The organism is Mesorhizobium sp. P2_F7 (genome assembly GCF_056403695.1).
In genome coordinates this window covers 1-15,165 of sequence record NZ_JBFUFA010000027.1, presented here as the reverse complement: position 1 = coordinate 15,165, position 15,165 = coordinate 1, and the positions used below count along the sequence as shown (strand labels likewise).

General features: G+C 57.2%; 15 protein-coding genes. 9 read left to right on the top strand and 6 right to left on the bottom strand.

Annotated elements, in window-relative coordinates; translation table 11 throughout:
• Positions 1-93 precede the first annotated feature (93 nt).
• Complete coding sequence (locus AC1DZ8_RS33100) at positions 94-1,533, bottom strand: LuxR C-terminal-related transcriptional regulator (RefSeq protein ID WP_477402387.1); 1,440 nt, start codon at positions 1,531-1,533, stop codon at positions 94-96.
• Positions 1,534-1,730: 197 nt separating this feature from the next.
• Between AC1DZ8_RS33100 and AC1DZ8_RS33095 the strand changes: the two genes are divergently transcribed.
• Both AC1DZ8_RS33095 and AC1DZ8_RS33090 read left to right on the top strand, forming a co-directional pair.
• The gene (locus tag AC1DZ8_RS33095; RefSeq protein WP_477402385.1) at positions 1,731-2,105 is read left to right on the top strand and encodes a hypothetical protein; all 375 of its coding nucleotides are present in this window, start codon (positions 1,731-1,733) and stop codon (positions 2,103-2,105) included.
• Between the two features lie 347 nt (positions 2,106-2,452).
• On the top strand, positions 2,453-3,085 hold the full coding sequence (locus AC1DZ8_RS33090) for a hypothetical protein (RefSeq protein WP_477310536.1): 633 nt from the start codon (positions 2,453-2,455) through the stop codon (positions 3,083-3,085).
• A 21-nt stretch (positions 3,086-3,106) separates the two neighbouring features.
• On the opposite strand, the gene AC1DZ8_RS33085 is transcribed toward AC1DZ8_RS33090, so the two are convergent.
• Both AC1DZ8_RS33085 and AC1DZ8_RS33080 read right to left on the bottom strand, forming a co-directional pair.
• Entirely contained in the window at positions 3,107-4,015 is a 909-nt protein-coding gene (locus AC1DZ8_RS33085; RefSeq protein ID WP_477310526.1) for a PHP domain-containing protein, read from the bottom strand.
• Between the two features lie 17 nt (positions 4,016-4,032).
• Entirely contained in the window at positions 4,033-4,779 is a 747-nt protein-coding gene (locus tag AC1DZ8_RS33080; RefSeq protein WP_477310524.1) for a helix-hairpin-helix domain-containing protein, read from the bottom strand.
• An 858-nt stretch (positions 4,780-5,637) separates the two neighbouring features.
• On the opposite strand from AC1DZ8_RS33080, the gene AC1DZ8_RS33075 reads away from it, so the two are divergent.
• The 6 genes from AC1DZ8_RS33075 to AC1DZ8_RS33050 all read left to right on the top strand — a co-directional run bounded on the left by AC1DZ8_RS33075 (position 5,638) and on the right by AC1DZ8_RS33050 (position 10,322).
• Positions 5,638-6,162: a YciE/YciF ferroxidase family protein gene (locus tag AC1DZ8_RS33075; RefSeq protein ID WP_477310534.1), complete on the top strand. Its 525-nt coding sequence runs from the start codon at positions 5,638-5,640 to the stop codon at positions 6,160-6,162.
• Positions 6,163-6,222: 60 nt separating this feature from the next.
• The gene (locus AC1DZ8_RS33070) at positions 6,223-6,351 is read left to right on the top strand and encodes a hypothetical protein (protein WP_352590556.1); all 129 of its coding nucleotides are present in this window, start codon (positions 6,223-6,225) and stop codon (positions 6,349-6,351) included.
• Between the two features lie 673 nt (positions 6,352-7,024).
• Positions 7,025-7,633 carry a hypothetical protein gene (locus tag AC1DZ8_RS33065; RefSeq protein ID WP_477310522.1) on the top strand — a complete coding sequence of 203 codons (609 nt, stop codon included), beginning with the start codon at positions 7,025-7,027 and terminating at the stop codon, positions 7,631-7,633.
• Positions 7,634-8,625: 992 nt separating this feature from the next.
• Positions 8,626-9,378 (top strand): Crp/Fnr family transcriptional regulator, encoded by a 753-nt coding sequence (locus AC1DZ8_RS33060; protein ID WP_477310520.1) that lies wholly within the window; start codon positions 8,626-8,628, stop codon positions 9,376-9,378.
• A 15-nt stretch (positions 9,379-9,393) separates the two neighbouring features.
• On the top strand, positions 9,394-9,666 hold the full coding sequence (locus AC1DZ8_RS33055; protein WP_477310518.1) for a DUF6894 family protein: 273 nt from the start codon (positions 9,394-9,396) through the stop codon (positions 9,664-9,666).
• A 464-nt stretch (positions 9,667-10,130) separates the two neighbouring features.
• Positions 10,131-10,322 (top strand): hypothetical protein, encoded by a 192-nt coding sequence (locus AC1DZ8_RS33050; protein ID WP_477310516.1) that lies wholly within the window; start codon positions 10,131-10,133, stop codon positions 10,320-10,322.
• Positions 10,323-10,633: 311 nt separating this feature from the next.
• Here AC1DZ8_RS33050 and AC1DZ8_RS33045 read toward each other — a convergent pair whose 3' ends face one another.
• Positions 10,634-11,020: a hypothetical protein gene (locus tag AC1DZ8_RS33045; RefSeq protein WP_477310532.1), complete on the bottom strand. Its 387-nt coding sequence runs from the start codon at positions 11,018-11,020 to the stop codon at positions 10,634-10,636.
• 69 nt (positions 11,021-11,089) lie between these two features.
• Here AC1DZ8_RS33045 and AC1DZ8_RS33040 point away from each other — a divergent pair, with 69 nt between their 5' ends.
• On the top strand, positions 11,090-11,437 hold the full coding sequence (locus AC1DZ8_RS33040; protein ID WP_477310514.1) for a hypothetical protein: 348 nt from the start codon (positions 11,090-11,092) through the stop codon (positions 11,435-11,437).
• Positions 11,438-13,211: 1,774 nt separating this feature from the next.
• Here AC1DZ8_RS33040 and AC1DZ8_RS33035 read toward each other — a convergent pair.
• On the bottom strand, positions 13,212-13,379 hold the full coding sequence (locus AC1DZ8_RS33035; protein WP_477310512.1) for a hypothetical protein: 168 nt from the start codon (positions 13,377-13,379) through the stop codon (positions 13,212-13,214).
• A gap of 494 nt (positions 13,380-13,873) precedes the next feature.
• Positions 13,874-14,254 (bottom strand): Ros/MucR family transcriptional regulator, encoded by a 381-nt coding sequence (locus tag AC1DZ8_RS33030; RefSeq protein WP_477310510.1) that lies wholly within the window; start codon positions 14,252-14,254, stop codon positions 13,874-13,876.
• Positions 14,255-15,165 lie beyond the last annotated feature (911 nt).

Here is a 15,165-nt window from a genome sequence, read left to right as displayed (position 1 = left end):
GTCGCGCCACCAGCGGACATTCGCCGCTTGTGGCAACGATATAGGACCTAGGCACGAGCGAGTTATCTCGCGTCCAGTTGACCAGTAATGAAGCTACGCCAAACCCGCGCGACGGGCGCCTTCTCTGATCGCAGCAATGGCGACAGGATTGGTAACCGGATAGGTGCTGATAAACACTTCGGGTGTGAAGTCCGGGAACTCGGACTTCAGTCGCGAATTGATCCTGGCGACCTGAGGCGTTTCATTGAGCATCGCATGAGCCATTGCCAGAAACAGAAGTGTGGCGGGTGAATCTGGCGCAGATTGACGTAGCGCGACYAGCGMTTCCCGATAAAGGCCTAGAACGTAGCTGCATCGCGCAAGCATTCCATAATACCAGGGAACATGAGGATTTAGCCGGACCGCTCGCTTGGCCAGTTCGTATCCCCGCATCGGGTCGCTGCCAACAAGAGCAAGGCTACCCGCAAGGAAGGCAAGTGAGTCAGCGTCGTTTGGAGCCGCAGCCAACACTCGGTCGTGTTCTTCGACAGCAGCTTCGACATCACCCTGCAATGCTCGAAGATCAGCAAGCATTATGCGGGCGTAGATGTCGGCCGGATCGAGCGCCAGCGCTTTCTTGACACATTTGCCCCAGCTCTCGATCGAGCTGGAAACGTCGTCGGTAAACCCGTTGATGGCGTCCACAGAATGCGCAAGTGCAAGCGCGGTCCAGGCTCTTGCAAGGCCCGGATCGAGTTCGATTGCGCGCGCCAATAGCAGTATCGCCTCCTTGTTCGACTCACGGGTGAAAAGGTGCTTCTGCTCAAGCCCAAGCAGGTAGCAATCATAAGCCTGCAAACTTGCTGGAGGCTTCCGACGAGCCGCATCGCGTCGCAGATTGGCGAGCTGACCGTGGCAAGTTGCGAGGACATTGATGACATTCTCGGTCACGCTGTCCAGCATCGCAAACAGGTTGTTGGCGGAACGATCGTAGCGCACGGTCCAAACATCGACCCCTGTGTGGGCGTCGACGAGTTGGACGCGGATGCGCACCCGCTGCCCATCCACTTGAAAACTTCCTTCGATCACATAGTCAGCATTCAATTCGCGTCCGAGTGCTCGCACGTCAACATGCCGTCCCCTGTAAGTAAGCATCGTCTGGCGGGCGATCACCGCAAGGTCGCGGTAACGAGCAAGATCAACTATGAGGTCCGCCGACAAACCATCTGCGATACGAGTCCAGCGTTCTTCTCCGCCTAAATTGTCGAACGGGAGCACCGCGAGGACCGGCGGACCCGACTCGTCGGTCGAAAGGCTTCCCGGTGGTGCCTGGCTGCGGTCCTGCTGGCGATCCGCAAGCAACGCAGCAAGCGCCACTTTGCTGCGAACGTCGAGCTTCCGATAAATGGCCGAAAGATGGGTCCGAACGGTGGTAGGCGCTATGAAGAGTGTTTCGCCGATTTCGCGATAAGTCATTCCCTCCGCGAACTTTGCCGCGACCAGCAACTCCCGATCCGACAAACCGGCGAGAGGATCGCCTACGGCGCGAAACATCGTCCCGGTTTCCCTTCCGCTGCCGACCTGTGGCCAGAACCCGATGACCTTACATCAGGGTGAAAATACTACAGATGCGACATCGAAAACACTGCATTTGCACGATTCCATCCGACCGGTCTGCATCCTAGCCTCCGCAAGTCGACAGGGTCAGCTCGCTTGGCAGACCTGGTCGATTCAGAACACGGAGGGCCCCTATGACAAAGTTGTCTGTCTTGACCGCAATACTGGTGCTGTTGGTGTCGGCGGGGCCATGCTTGTCCGAAGGCACCCAAACTAGCGGCAAACTGATTTCCGAAGCAGCAGTGAAATCTGCCAGCGCTGAACTGTATTCCCACATCCTCGTGCGGGCATGCAGGAACGGATGGCGGTATCCTCGCAGCTACATCGAAAACGGATTCAAGCGCCACTTGGCGGAGCTGAAACTGCAGCTTGTCGACCAGGGTTACAATGTCGTACCCGTCATGACCGCGAATGATCCGCAGGTCCAAGGAACGATATTGGGCGCAAAAGGCCGTCTGGTTGGCTCGCGCCAATTCAGCTGTTCCCATCCATACTGGCGCGATGAATGACCTTCTTAGTCGACGATATGCAATCCGACAGGCTGGTTCGAATCCGTAGAACGTCATGAAGCGAAGGTCCGGATCGGGTCAGATCGTGACAATGCCCACGGCGCCCATTTATGTCCGCTCACGAAGACTCGCAGCCTGAACCTGCCAGTCCGCAAGCGGCCCCAAAGCCGCCAGGCGGAAAAACTGATGAACTCCGCCGCTCCTGTTAGTCGAAATTGCAAGCACGCCCGCTAACAATCCTCGTTGCGACTTAGGGCATCATGATTCAGACCGCTGATGGATTCGAACTCATGTTGGCTTTGCAATCGGATCATCGCTGCCGACGATTGGTGACCTATATAAAGGGCATGTCCAACGAAAAATCAATTGCCACAGCGAAACCGATTGGAGAGTGGCCTTTAACCCCGGCTGCAACGCTTGGATCATCCGTCAGAGCTAGGGGTATTTTTCTCGAAATACGCGCGCGCGTTCCAACGAAGTTCAGGAAAATGCTCCATATCGAGTCCCGCGTGCTTACCCTGCGCCTGGCTGAGGGCGAGGGCGGCGAGAATGATGTGCAGGTGGCAATCGGGATCGTAGCCAAAGCAATGCAGAAGATCGAAGGCCTTCCCATTATCCCCCGTGAAATCGAGGACATTCTGACAATCTCGACGGCCGAACGGCACCGCTGGTTGAAAGATGGTCGCTTGCAAAGCGCGGGGACGAAAACGGTGAAACTTCGCGGGCGGGCAAGGAACGTCACCTTTCACGTATTCGACCCGCAGCACGTGGAGGATGTGCTTGACCGCGACCTGGTTACGGTCTGGCGCGAACAGGACGCCGCGACAGCCGCAGAGAATAGGCGGCGCGCCGCAGGGAAGGCCGCTATGAAACGTGCGCAAAGAAGCGGCGAAACTTCAGTTTCAACTGTCCGCGATGAGAACTCGCACTCCAGTTTGCGCGGCTGGGAGGATTTTGAGAATGACGGACTCCTGCGCTGATAGGCCGGGTGCTCCAGCAGGTTAGGCCGTTTGCCTGCGCCGTGCGAGATGCGCAAGGAGGGCCGTCGAACGCATCGCATTCAGGATCCGCTTGGCAGGGACACCGCCCTTACGCGCCATCTCGACACCCCAATGCATGTGGTCGAGCTCCCGGATCGAATGAGCGTCCGGATTGATGCTGAAGATGCAGCCATGATCGAGTGCCTTTTGATGCCAGCGCCAGTCGAGGTCGAGTCGCCACGGATGTGCGTTGATTTCGACAGCAACGCCGTGTTTCGCACACGCCTTGAGGACTTTGTCGACGTCGAGATCATAACCGGGCCGGCGCAACAGTTGGCGACCTGTCATGTGACCGATGATTGTCGTACTAGGATTTCGGATCGCTTCAATGATACGCTCCGTCTGTTCCTTCTTGGGCAAGTTGAAGCGGCTGTGCACACTTGCGATGACGAAATCGAACTGCTCCAAGATATCATTCGGGTAGTCGAGCGAGCCATCCGCCAGAATGTCCGCCTCGATGCCCTTCAGTATCCGAAATTTTCCCTTGTATGCCTTGTTCAGCCGGTCAGCTTCGCGGTGCTGTTCAGCAATCTCCTGCGGCGAAAGGCCGCCTGCGTAGTGGGCGGACTGAGAATGATCTGCCACGCCGTAGTATTCGAAACCGCGCTTGCAGGTGGCTTCAGCCATTGCTTCAAGCGTTTCAGTGCCATCCGATGCGGTCGTGTGAGAATGCAGGATGCCATGCAGATCTTCGTCCCGAATGAGGGCGGGTAGCTTGTGCTTTGCCGCTCGCTCAATCTCGCCCCTGCCTTCACGCAATTCAGGCTCTATGAACTGCAAGCCTACCGCTTGGTAGATTTCTTCTTCTGTCGCCGACGCGATCAGCTTTCTCCCGCTATGAAGCCCGTCGGCATTCAGGGTGAATCCCATGTCGGCCGCGAACGACTTCAGTTGCTCAAGGTGGTCTGCCGAACCGGTTGCTTCGAGCAGGCTCGCGCCAAAATGCTTCTTGTCCGTGACAACAAGCCTGAGACTCGTATCTCGATACTAGTCAACTTGCTGCCCTGCGCTACCAGGGCGAGGTCGGAGACGAGTTCGCAACCACGCCGGAAGTCACCTGCGATTTCGACGCGCGAAAACTCTGGATGCTCTTGCTTAATCGATATGACCGCATGTTCGAGAAGAGCGGCGGCCTTGTGCAGGTGAAGTTGCGTTTCGCCGCTTCGCACCATGGCCAGGTTCTGCAGGAGCTTTGTCTGAAGCGCGGCGCCGAGGCCTTTTACCGCGCGTATGCGGTCTTCTCTTGCTGCGGCCTCAAGTTCCGCAAGCGAGTTCACGCCGAGCGCCTGATGGAGCTTGAGTATCTTATCGGGACGAAGCCCGGGTATGGCAAACAACTCCATAACGCCCGCTGGAACATCCTCGCGCAGCTTTTCAAGGGTTGGGTGCGTGCCGGTGTGGTAAAGCTTGGTCACAATGTCAGCGATCGCGTCACCGATCCCCGGGATCTTTGTAAGGGCGCCGGCGGCGATGATCCGATCGAGCGGCTGCGACAGCGCGGTCAGACTGTCAGCCGCACGCACGTATGCCGTTGTGCGATAGGGATCGTCGCCGCGCATAGACCTTCGTTGCGCGTATTCCCTCAAAAGACCGGCAACTGTACTCGCATCAATTTTTGCCATGACTTCAGCCAACGAAGCCGACCTTCACAGGTTCCAATCAGGGAGGCCGTGAGCGCCACGTTGCCCTTCAATCCCGCTTTACTTGGGCAAGGGTGGCATCGAGAAGGACCGGGTCCGGCGAGACGTCGACGACTAGTACTCGAGGCAAGGTTTGGTAGACTCTCGAAGGGGCGCTTCGGCGCCCCTGATTTTCGTCAGCGAGCATCACCTCGCCAGCACGCGGCAGCGGGCTCGTTTTCGCCGCCCACAGCACTAGGTTTCTCAGGCAAAAGGGGGTTCCCAATGATTCCGAAATGGGCCCCTTGCATGTGCGCAAATAATTGATTGTGCTGCCGCAGGCGGATCGAACAACACAGCGCCGGGTTTGCAACTCTACCAGCAGTTCGGCGGGCGGTCGCCACATACATCTTTCGCAGCGCCACCTCACCGTCTTTGGCGCCGGCATGGACTGGGCGTGTCCACGGCTGTTGTGTCGAAGTCCAGCCATCGGTGGGTCTGGTCCATGATCGCAACGAACCTCATTTTGGCGCTCCCAAATATCAGCGCCTTAAAATTCGTTGCGCCCGCATGTTCCCAACCCTGTCGATAAAAGGGCGAGAGAGACGGCTAGCCACTACATAATTTCCAGACGCCGAGCGCAAGCGAAGGCTGGGCTTGAGACCGCATGGGCGCGCGCCCAAAAACGAAAATCGCAATGTCTGAGTGATCGGCGGGGCTATGGCCGCCGTCCGGTCTCTAGCGGTCACAAAGCGTCGTGTTTCCCGGGGTGACCAGGTGCAACTTGAAATCTCCTTCCTTACGGAACTCGGCGCATTTTTCGAAGTTTCGGAATCGCTCATTGTGGGCGTTTTTGAACAAAGGAGACTGCACATGGCCACGCCAAAAAAAGCCAATGGCAACAATAAGGACCTGGAGGACCTTCTCCTGGACGGACTAAAAGACATCTATTACGCCGAGAAGAAAATTCTGAAAGCTCTGCCAAAGATGGCCAAAGGAGCATATGACGAGCAAGTCTCAGCCGCCTTCCAGAAACATATTGCAGAGACGGAGGGGCAGGTTGAGCGCTTGGAGGAAGTCTTCGAACTTCTCGGCGTTCCAGCACGCGGCAAAACCTGCCCCGCCATTGATGGCATCCTCGAGGAAGGGTCCGAAATCCTTGAGGAATATAAGGGTTCGCACTCGTTGGATGCTGGTCTGGTCGGGGCCGCGCAGGCGGTAGAGCACTACGAAATCGCTAGGTATGGAACTCTGATCGCTTGGGCGGCTGCCTTAGGTAAGGAGGATGTGATTGAGCTGCTCGATGCGACCCTCGAAGAGGAAAAGGCTACTGACGACGCCCTCACGGCGCTCGGCGAGGCGGGAGTGAACGAACGCGCAGCCAGCCAGGCGGCTTAACCATTCTCCAATGGCCTGGGGCAGTAGCTTCGAGGCCTTGCGCATTGTAGGGAGATTGCCATGCGTATCTACAAACAACTGCAAAGTCTGTTTCTTGAATTTTCAGCCGCTTTGGTTCGGCGGCGCGCCCTAGGTGACGCCTATCGAAATAGCGTGATGCAGCCTGTTCTATCTCAAAAGCCAAAGTAGCCGCAGGGGAAACGTTCCCCTATATTCATGTCGAGGAAATGGGTGGCGATTTTCGGATCGCCACCCGCTTTTGTAGGTGCCTCCATAACCGTTCAGGGTCGCTACGAGACCTTACGTGCTCGCGAGACGTGGAAATTTCCAACCGACGAGAGCGGTCCGCAAAAGCGATCTCTATCGTGAAGGGGACGAACCCAGCCGCTGTTGCTTGGTGGTTGAGGGGCTCCTGCGACGCTATAGCGTTTTGAGCAATGGCACCCTGCAAACGCTCTCAATCCATGTCCCGGGCGATATACCCTCCAAGGGTTGCATCTAAGATCATGGATCACACACTTGCGTCGATCGGCGGAAGCAAGATTGCTTGATTTCACACCAGCCTCGGCACCCAGCAGATCCGCCATCAAACACAGGGAGACACATTCTCATTCCTTGCACCCGCGTCCAGCACTGGCCGCAGAAGTAAGGCCTCCGCTCCAATGCCGATCTCCGGCGGTATTTCCACTTATCGTCAACCTCCAGATTTCCGCACCGGGCTCTTTTGCAACCAAAACATCACAGGCACGTTGTATTTGGATCCGCAATCAGGAGGAGGATGCCGTGAACGGAATAATCTATCTTGTTGGCCTCGTCGTGATCGTTTTGTTCATTCTGTCCTTTTTTGGACTTCGGTAAGATCATGGCCAAAATAGCCCCAATCGAGAGCGCTGCAGAGACCCCAAAAGTGGCTACATCGTCCTACCTAGAGTGGGGAGGCATATTTGGCGGAGGTGTGATCGCCTGCGCGATTTCGGTGGTTCTTCTGCAATTCGGGTCGAGCGCTGGTGTGGCGCTGGGTTCTCCAAATCTTCCCAACGGTGGCGCATCCTGGAATGTACTGGTAGCCGGGCTGTGGGTAGTTATCGTTGCTGTGGCAAGTTCCGGAGCCGGCGGTTATGTAGCTGGACGCATGCGCACGCGCTGGCAAGACAGCAACCAAATTGAAAGCGAGTTCCGGGATGGGATACACGGCATTGCAGTCTGGGCCCTTGCGACACTTGGAGCAGCGTTTTTCTTGGCAATGATTGAGCACGGCGCCCCCGCCGTGCTCAATGGCCCCGACGCGCAACTCGACGAAACCACAGTGCGGCTTTCAGCCCACATAACTGCCATCTTTAGCTTCGCGACTGCTGCAGGATCCGCGCTTGGCGCTGCAGCAGCATGGTTTGCAGCGATTGCCGGGGGTGAACACCGCGATGAAGGCATCGCTTTTCACCACGTCGTACCGGTTTTCTTGCGCAAGCGTTAGCACAACAATTCACTCGCCTGGCCGGCAAAGCCAACCCACTATTCCACGATCCATTGAGATGCCGTTGAGCGGTTAGCGGCAAGCGCTATGGGATCGCGTACAGGGGAAGGTAAGCGGGCCGGTGCCAAAAGGTCACAAGAAGGAAAAGACCGAATGGCTGAAGCCAGGGCTTGTCGGTCGGATGAAGACCCTGAAGAGCGAAGAGAAACTTCGCCATGCGAAGCTGCTTGATTTTTGGGAAGATAACTAACGGATGTTGCTCGCGGAATAGCCATCGCAGCGCCCGCAGGTGAGTGCGGATCTCTTATCGACTACTGGCAGGCGATTTTCCCAGGCCATGGTATTCGAAAACGGTCGTCCGGCGCTTATTGGCTCTTGGGTTGTGTGTGATGTCGGTCACACCACCCAGTCTGTCTCCGACCTTCGCAAGGTAACAGTTCTTCCAATAGCCTTCGAAGCGGCCTCGAAGGGTGTCGGAGCTTCCACCATTTGTGTGGACCGGACCGCGTCGCTCGCCTTTTGTTCGACACGGTAGACCTTCACGGCTTCGACCTTGGAAAATGATGATCTTCTAAAACGCTTATAGCCAACATTTGTTCGAAAGCGTACAGTGAAATAGTCGTCGGCCAACAGAAGGGCGCCGACGCTTGGGAGCGGCCACCGCACTCCTGCCCCAAATGGAGGCCGGAGAATTGTCGTCCGATTCAAAACTGAGCGAACAAGCCGTTCAGGCTCTCGTCCGCGAGACGGGCGCCACGGAACAGCAGATCAGGGAAATCATCTAGCTGATCGGTTTTGACCGCGCTTCGATCGTGAGGGAAGCGCGCATGGTTGCTCGCAAAACTCAGCCCACGAACTGACAGCACGTATCGAATTGTCGGTTTCGTACGAAGGGCAGACAGACTCTGCCACTTTCCGCTATTCCTCGCCCAACTACGATCTTGGGACCGCCACGGCGGAGGGAACACGCAATCTCGCGGGGAGCGAGCTCTATGGACCTGCATTTGGACACAACCAGAAACGCGCTTCTGCGGCGTTTTGATCCCGCTGATCTGGATGGTCTCAAGCCGCACCTTCGCGAAACCTTCCTCGAACTGCACACGCCGCTCGAAAAGGCCGGGCATAAGATCGAGCTTGTTTATTTCCCTTGCAGCGGCCTTGCCTCGGTAGTGGCAAAGAAGAATTTGGGAGCGGGGGCAGAAGTCGGCGTCATCGGTTTTGAGGGCATGACTGGCTCGGCTCTCGTCATGGGCGATGACCGTGCCCCGCATGATTGCTTCATTCAGATCCCCAGCGAGGCGCTGGTGATCGACGCTTCGCAGTTCAAGACGGCTTTAGACACGAGCGGCACCCTCCGGCCTTTACTGATGCGCTACGTCCACGCCTTTCACATCCAAGCCACCTACACCGCTTTGATCAACGCGCGGTGCAAAATCGAGGAACGCTTGGCCCGATGGCTGCTGATGTGTGACGACCGCGTTGTCGGCAATCGCCTTGTCATTACCCACGAATATCTGGCAGTGATGCTTGGCGTGAGGCGCCCTGGCGTCACGGTCGCCCTGCAAGTGATTGAGGGCCGCGGGCTGATACAGTCTCGGCGCGGGGAAGTGATCATTCGCGACCGTGAGGGCCTGATTGCGCTCGCTAACGGTGGCTATGGGGGACCGGAAGCGGAATACAGAAGGCTCGTTGGGAAAATCGAGATGCAGCCCCAGACTGGCGCTCAACGGGAACCAGAACTATAGAGGCGAGTTGGGTAAATGGCCTTGTATTACTTCGACGTCGACGACAACGGCACGGTCTATCCTGATGATCAGGGAACCGAGTGTGATACCTTCGATAGAGTAAAGGAAGAGGCCATCCGCGCCCTTGTTGAAATGATCAAGGACAGCCTGCCGGATGGCGATCGTCACAGGCTGATGATCAAGGTGCGCGATGACGGCGGCACCCTTGTGTTGCAGGCCTCTCTAAACTTTGAAGTCGAAGCAGAGCACCGTTCCCGCGGCAGCAGCTCCCCGGATTCCCACGTCTAGGAGCGGCCCCGCAACTTAAGCGCCGCGAGGAAGGCCCGCGCCGCTGCGTCGCATGCCATTTGCGATTGCCTATTGGCATGAAGTATGACCTTGGCGGCTTTCAACGAAAGGCCGGACTTTCCGCGAAAAACTCTACCAGATAGAGTCGACCTTCTGGGTTCAAGTCTAGCGTTCCTTGCCGCTTTGACATGTTCCTGTCCCTGACCATTTCCAAGGATGGCCGACGCGACATTGCCCGGTGAGACAACAGTGAAACTCGCGCCGGCCATTGCGGAGTACGGGTCTCCGCTGGGGCGGATTTAGCGCTCGCTAAAAGGCCGGCAACGGTTGGTAAAAAGCGTACAGTGAATCCCGTTGATCCCCTGCACAGCAGGAATAAAATTGGATAGTCGCCGACTGGCAGTTGTGGGCGTCGGCGCTTGGTGAGTTCGCAAAGCTCCCGCCCATTCTCGGGGGTTGCAGTCATGGACCAGAGCCATGAGGACGGACACATTTCAGCCTTTGCCTTCGACATTGTCCGCGAGGCATTCAGACGATCAGTACGAGAGACAAACCTGGCGGAAGAGCGTTGGGCCGAATACGCCAAATTGCTCTGTCAAGAATTCACCGGCGTCGAGCCGGATCAAGTCTTGATAGACCGGATCATCGGGCGCTAGGCCTAGTCGGTTGGCCGAAAATCGTATCTCTGAAGGAACCTGGGTAAGCGTTCCAGATTAGGAGTCCTTAACGACTTTTCGGCAGTTCACCGATGAAGATACCCGACGAGAGGCGAGATCTGGATTTGACATTGAGTGCCCCGCTATGGCGGCCTTCGGGGTGTGGATGTGGGTTCAAGACTGCCGGCTTTATCGAGGCTGTCAACGTAAAGCTGACCCGTCCGTAGCTGGATCGCGGTAACCCATGAGACGATACCAACGGTGCAAGCTGTGAATACGTCATCGCCTCGGCGCGATTCATAGCTAGGCCTCTACTGACCGACGAGGTGCCCCGCGCTGCGAAGCTTCTCGAGCAAGATCACCGCGGTTCCGTGATAGGCAACGTGCGCTTGCTCACTAAGTGGAGACGCGTACCACGCGGCAAGCTCTTCCACCAGAAAACGTGTTTCGCCGTCTACTGACGCGCATCTAAGCTGTCCGTCCTTGCCCATTACAATGATCGCTGTCCCGGTAGTGCCGTACCCGATCGCCGCCATCCGCTGAACGTCCACTTCGCCGTCAACGCGGACGTCGAATAGAACCGACCCGTCGGTTTTCTCTGCAGCGTCAGACACCCGATCACGAAACGGCTGATTCATGCCGTTTGGACTGGCGAACGTCTGCTCAAACAACGCCAATTCAACATGCCCCGACACCATAGCGGCGACTATGGGCTTGCCGGCGCAATCAGCAAATCCTCCCACGACCTTTTCACATAGGAATCCTCAATGCCCACCCATCCGGAAACGCGCCGCGCGTGGCTCTTTTCGAAATGCAAGGGATTGCTAATATATACTCTGGAGATGCGGATGAGGAAGCAGAATCCTCAGAAGTCCAAAACGGCCTATCCGAAAAGCGATCGGTTCGCAGAGGACGGCCGACGCCGATCCAGCGCCTATGATGCTGCCAAGCTGACCAAGGCTGCCGACGCGGCGAAGTCGGCGTTCATCAACGCGGTCTTAAAGGTTGATAAGCCGTCCCCTCGCGTCAAACGACAGCGGCGGTCAATGCTCATAGGCGGGGCCTCTCTCGCTGCCGTTTTGGGCGTGCTGTTGTACCTGATCTGCGCGGGCTAACTCTCGTCCAGCAAGCCACTGGCGACCGCCAGAACGCGTCCTCGTGAGGTTACCCACAGGTAGTCCCCAGCCGATCACGGCTGGCAATTGCTCGACGACAATCGGGCCTTCCTATCGCCTCCCATAATGGTTGCGACCTTCTGAAAGACCTCCATATCAGCTTCTGTGATGCGCGCGCTGCGCATCCTGGCTCTGAGAGAGGCCACGCGGGTACCGAGGGCTGGCGAAACTTCGGCGTTATTCATCATCTTCATCCGTCCAGGGGCGCGATAGGGCTACTGCAAAAATGTTCCGCCGCCCTCGCAATGTAGGAAGGCGGCGGAACCAAAGGCGGTCGATGAGGGGGAGTTCAATCGACGGTCGCCAATCAATTCACCTGTTGGCCAACCGTTCCCTAGCGTTCCACTTTTCGGACTTTTTGTCTGAGTTTAGGACCTAGGTCTGAGCCTAGTGTGCTCAGGTCGGGACCACGGAACATTTGTGAAGGCGCCACGTTCGGCAGTGTCGTCACATCGTTGTATTGGGGAGGTCGCTCATGCCAATTTCGAATGAGTTGAACCACGACTACCTGGAATTTGAGTGCCCCAACTGTTCCCATGTGATGGTGAAGAAGGGCTCGTGGTTCAAGGTGATATCGAACTTCAACTGCGACCGATGTGACGCGAAGATCAGGCTTGGCTATCCGGCCAAGCTCGCGCTCTTCGAGCAAAAAAGGCAAAGCATGAACACGTCTGGGCGGTAAGGCCATTAGCGGGCCCGACATGGTTGGTGGCAGGTCGTACCGTCCCTGTTCGGGGCGACCGGGCCGGCTCGTGGATCGTTCGACTCCTTTCAAGCGTGAAAAATGGAAATTGCCGGTTAGACAACAATGAAAACCCCGCCGACCACTGCGATATAAGATCCCGCCCACGGAAATTAGCGCTCCGAAACGATCGGCAACGATTGGTTAAGGACGTATAGGGAGTCCTGGTTGAAGCCACTTCTGAGCGGATTAGATCCCCAAGGTCACCGGCGACGACGTATTGGCTCAGTGCCCGAGAGTTCTTTGCGCTTCCGCCGCGATAGGGAGGTCGGCATCATGACCCAGCGAAGTGTATCGGCTTCCGACTGCAATGTCCTGCGCGGCGCCTTCGTAAAATCCGTCATCGAAAAGAACATCCCAGAGGACTGATCGCGAGATGAGGCTGCGCTTTTGATCCGCAATTTTACGGATGGCCATGACGATTCCAACTTGCTGGAATGGATCATAAGAACTGGCACTATCTAGCCGTAGGCGAATGGACCGGACCCAGGCGGGGGCCTCATTCAACGAACTCCCGCGAGTATGATAATGATAAGGCCTAGGGCGGCCAAAACGAGACAACGATCATGGGGCAATCAAAGGCGCTTCCGCCATTGCCTAGGTTGTCTTCCATCGCCCGCTGTTAATGGCTCGCCTCGATTTGCGAAGTCAAATGGACGTGAGAACGGCCCGACTGCTTGCGCGATTTCTAAAATACTGGAGGGGAGCCGGCGGCGGCCCTCCTTTTGTCATGCCGGAAAGGAAAGATGGCCGGCGCCGTGGTGGGGTTGATGGGCGTAGCGCGCCGGCCAATGCGGGGTTGGGGTCCCGCGCAAGTCAAGCTATCCGAGTCGTTTGTGGCGCGAAGGGTGAGAGCCGAGAAGGACTGCTGCTATGGTGAACAGTGGGTTACTATCCACAGGCGTTCCCTCGCCGTTGAGCCGGCCCTGTCCCGTTCCACTGGATGAACGGCGCCCGCTTGCCGGTGATTGTCTAGATCGACTTCAGCAGCGGCTCATGCACCTCACGAAGGGCGCGATCGTGCTCGCTGTGATACGCGAGAAGCGGGCCGATGATGCTCTTGTGCAAAGCTTCTGCTGCCACCAGAAAGCGGTCGATTTGTTCCTGGGAAAGCTGTTGTGAGGGTTTAGTCCTAGCCATGTTAGCGATCTCCGTTGAAGGGGTTCGCCGCAACAGGACTATAATCTTACATGCCAGATTGAACGGCAAGAGCGGTCGAACGAAAAAGCCCGTCGCAGCTAATGAGCGTCAGCGACGGGCTTTTTGCACTTCTCGCGGCTACACCCATGGAGAGATCGACCGATTACCTACGCAACTCTCGATGGTTGGTTGCAAACACTTTGAGTAATTCCCACAGGGAGAACCCCGCGCGGCGCCCGGCCGGTCTGAGGGAGCTTGATGCTTTTTGGCGGAAACGAAAATGGCCGGCGCCAAAGCTGGGAGAAGTCTGTGGAGCGCCGGCCTGGCGGGATAGAGGTCCGCCGCGCCTCAAGACATAGTCGAGTCTTGACGCAACGTCATGTGTGCTTGGCCGGGCAGCCCTTAGCTCTCGCCTAGCGCTGTGGCTTCTCCTGCGGCGCTGGTCTTTGCCCAAGCCCGCAGCCTTTGCCAATTCCGATCGTTTTTCGGAATAGCTAGGGCGCTGTCACAGGGTAACTGCCGGGGAGGTCCCATTTGGCGCGATAGGCCTCAGGCGTCATGCTGTGTTCGGCCATCAAATGGCGCCGGAGTGATTTGAACTTTTTTCCATGCTCAAGGCAGTAAATGAAATTTGGCGTTACCGACCGCTTAGGATTCACCGCGGGCTCCTTGGGCTCGGCCTGCGGCGGGATTTGGCCGCTCAGACCCGACACTGAAGCGTGCACAGATGCAATCATGTCGGGCAGACTGTTAACTGGCAACGGATTATTGCTAACGTAGGCAGAGACAACGTCCGCGAACGGCCACGACTGGTCCAAGCGGTTCTGGCCGATCGTCAATGCCGCGGAAAAGCTGCCGGCAAAGTCATTCATCATTGATGGTGAAATGATCGCGCCGGAGGCGGATGGCCGGCCGCGCCGATCCCGCGACAGTAAGCAGGATTAGACCCGTCAGTTCGCGACCGGGCTTTTTTGCAAATGGCAGGAACTTCGTTCCAAGGAAGCTGTTATGCCGTTTCCCAGCCCGTTCTTTCAGCGGTCCGTGCTGGGGGACCAACAGAGCCCAAACATCATGGTCAGGCCCGCGCCGCCTACGCCCTGGCGAGCGCGGGCATTTCATTTGAATGCACCGCAACCAAACCTTCCGCCGCTCATTGACAAATTGCCGGGCCAGGCTCCCCCGGCACACTCCAGAAGACTTGCCCGCCTGTTTCCGCATTCGGCGGGCCTTTTTCGCGTTGGCTTATTTAGCGTGCCTTAATGTTCCATTTACCAACCACGCGCATCCTTTTGTGGCGCGGCAGTGTTCGAGTACCGCGCGGCTCAGGCAACAACTCGTCCTCGCTGGACCCCTGAGAGCGACGAGAGCGAGGTTGCAACCGACATCTTCAACGTTCGTTGAACTCGCGCCGGCTATTTCGGCTACTCCAGACTGATTGCCCGCTGGCCCTCAAGCCCGCGGGCATTTTGTTGCCCCATGGAACTGCCTAAATGCCGCGAAGTTAGATGGGGGCAGCGGTGCGGCGCATCTCCTCCCGCTGCCGACTGGTCCAGTAAGACAGTCGGGCCCGCGCTTCCTTCATCGAGACGCCGCTGCGAGCAAAAGTCGGGCCGACGCGTGCCTCGCAATAGGCCGATGCTAACCGACTGTGACTGGCGTTACATCCAGATAGTGTGGGTCTCGCAGGTTTAGGTACCCGGGGTCGAAGTCTGCCATCTCGCATAAGGCGTCCCAGTTCAGAATGACAAGCCGTCCTTCTTTGTGCTCCAAAAGGCCGTCAGCACGC

What these genes read in the sequence shown, in the direction of transcription:
- AC1DZ8_RS33095 (WP_477402385.1), top strand. Translation starts at nt 1,731, where the DNA reads ATGACAAAGTTGTCTGTCTTGACCGCAATACTGGTGCTGTTGGTGTCG.
- AC1DZ8_RS33090 (WP_477310536.1), top strand. Translation starts at nt 2,453, where the DNA reads ATGTCCAACGAAAAATCAATTGCCACAGCGAAACCGATTGGAGAGTGG.
- AC1DZ8_RS33085 (WP_477310526.1), bottom strand. Translation starts at nt 4,015, where the DNA reads ATGGGATTCACCCTGAATGCCGACGGGCTTCATAGCGGGAGAAAGCTG.
- AC1DZ8_RS33075 (WP_477310534.1), top strand. Translation starts at nt 5,638, where the DNA reads ATGGCCACGCCAAAAAAAGCCAATGGCAACAATAAGGACCTGGAGGAC.
- AC1DZ8_RS33070 (WP_352590556.1), top strand. Translation starts at nt 6,223, where the DNA reads ATGCGTATCTACAAACAACTGCAAAGTCTGTTTCTTGAATTTTCAGCC.
- AC1DZ8_RS33065 (WP_477310522.1), top strand. Translation starts at nt 7,025, where the DNA reads ATGGCCAAAATAGCCCCAATCGAGAGCGCTGCAGAGACCCCAAAAGTG.
- AC1DZ8_RS33060 (WP_477310520.1), top strand. Translation starts at nt 8,626, where the DNA reads ATGGACCTGCATTTGGACACAACCAGAAACGCGCTTCTGCGGCGTTTT.
- AC1DZ8_RS33055 (WP_477310518.1), top strand. Translation starts at nt 9,394, where the DNA reads ATGGCCTTGTATTACTTCGACGTCGACGACAACGGCACGGTCTATCCT.
- AC1DZ8_RS33050 (WP_477310516.1), top strand. Translation starts at nt 10,131, where the DNA reads ATGGACCAGAGCCATGAGGACGGACACATTTCAGCCTTTGCCTTCGAC.
- AC1DZ8_RS33045 (WP_477310532.1), bottom strand. Translation starts at nt 11,020, where the DNA reads ATGGTGTCGGGGCATGTTGAATTGGCGTTGTTTGAGCAGACGTTCGCC.
- AC1DZ8_RS33040 (WP_477310514.1), top strand. Translation starts at nt 11,090, where the DNA reads ATGCCCACCCATCCGGAAACGCGCCGCGCGTGGCTCTTTTCGAAATGC.
- AC1DZ8_RS33035 (WP_477310512.1), bottom strand. Translation starts at nt 13,379, where the DNA reads ATGGCTAGGACTAAACCCTCACAACAGCTTTCCCAGGAACAAATCGAC.
- AC1DZ8_RS33030 (WP_477310510.1), bottom strand. Translation starts at nt 14,254, where the DNA reads ATGATGAATGACTTTGCCGGCAGCTTTTCCGCGGCATTGACGATCGGC.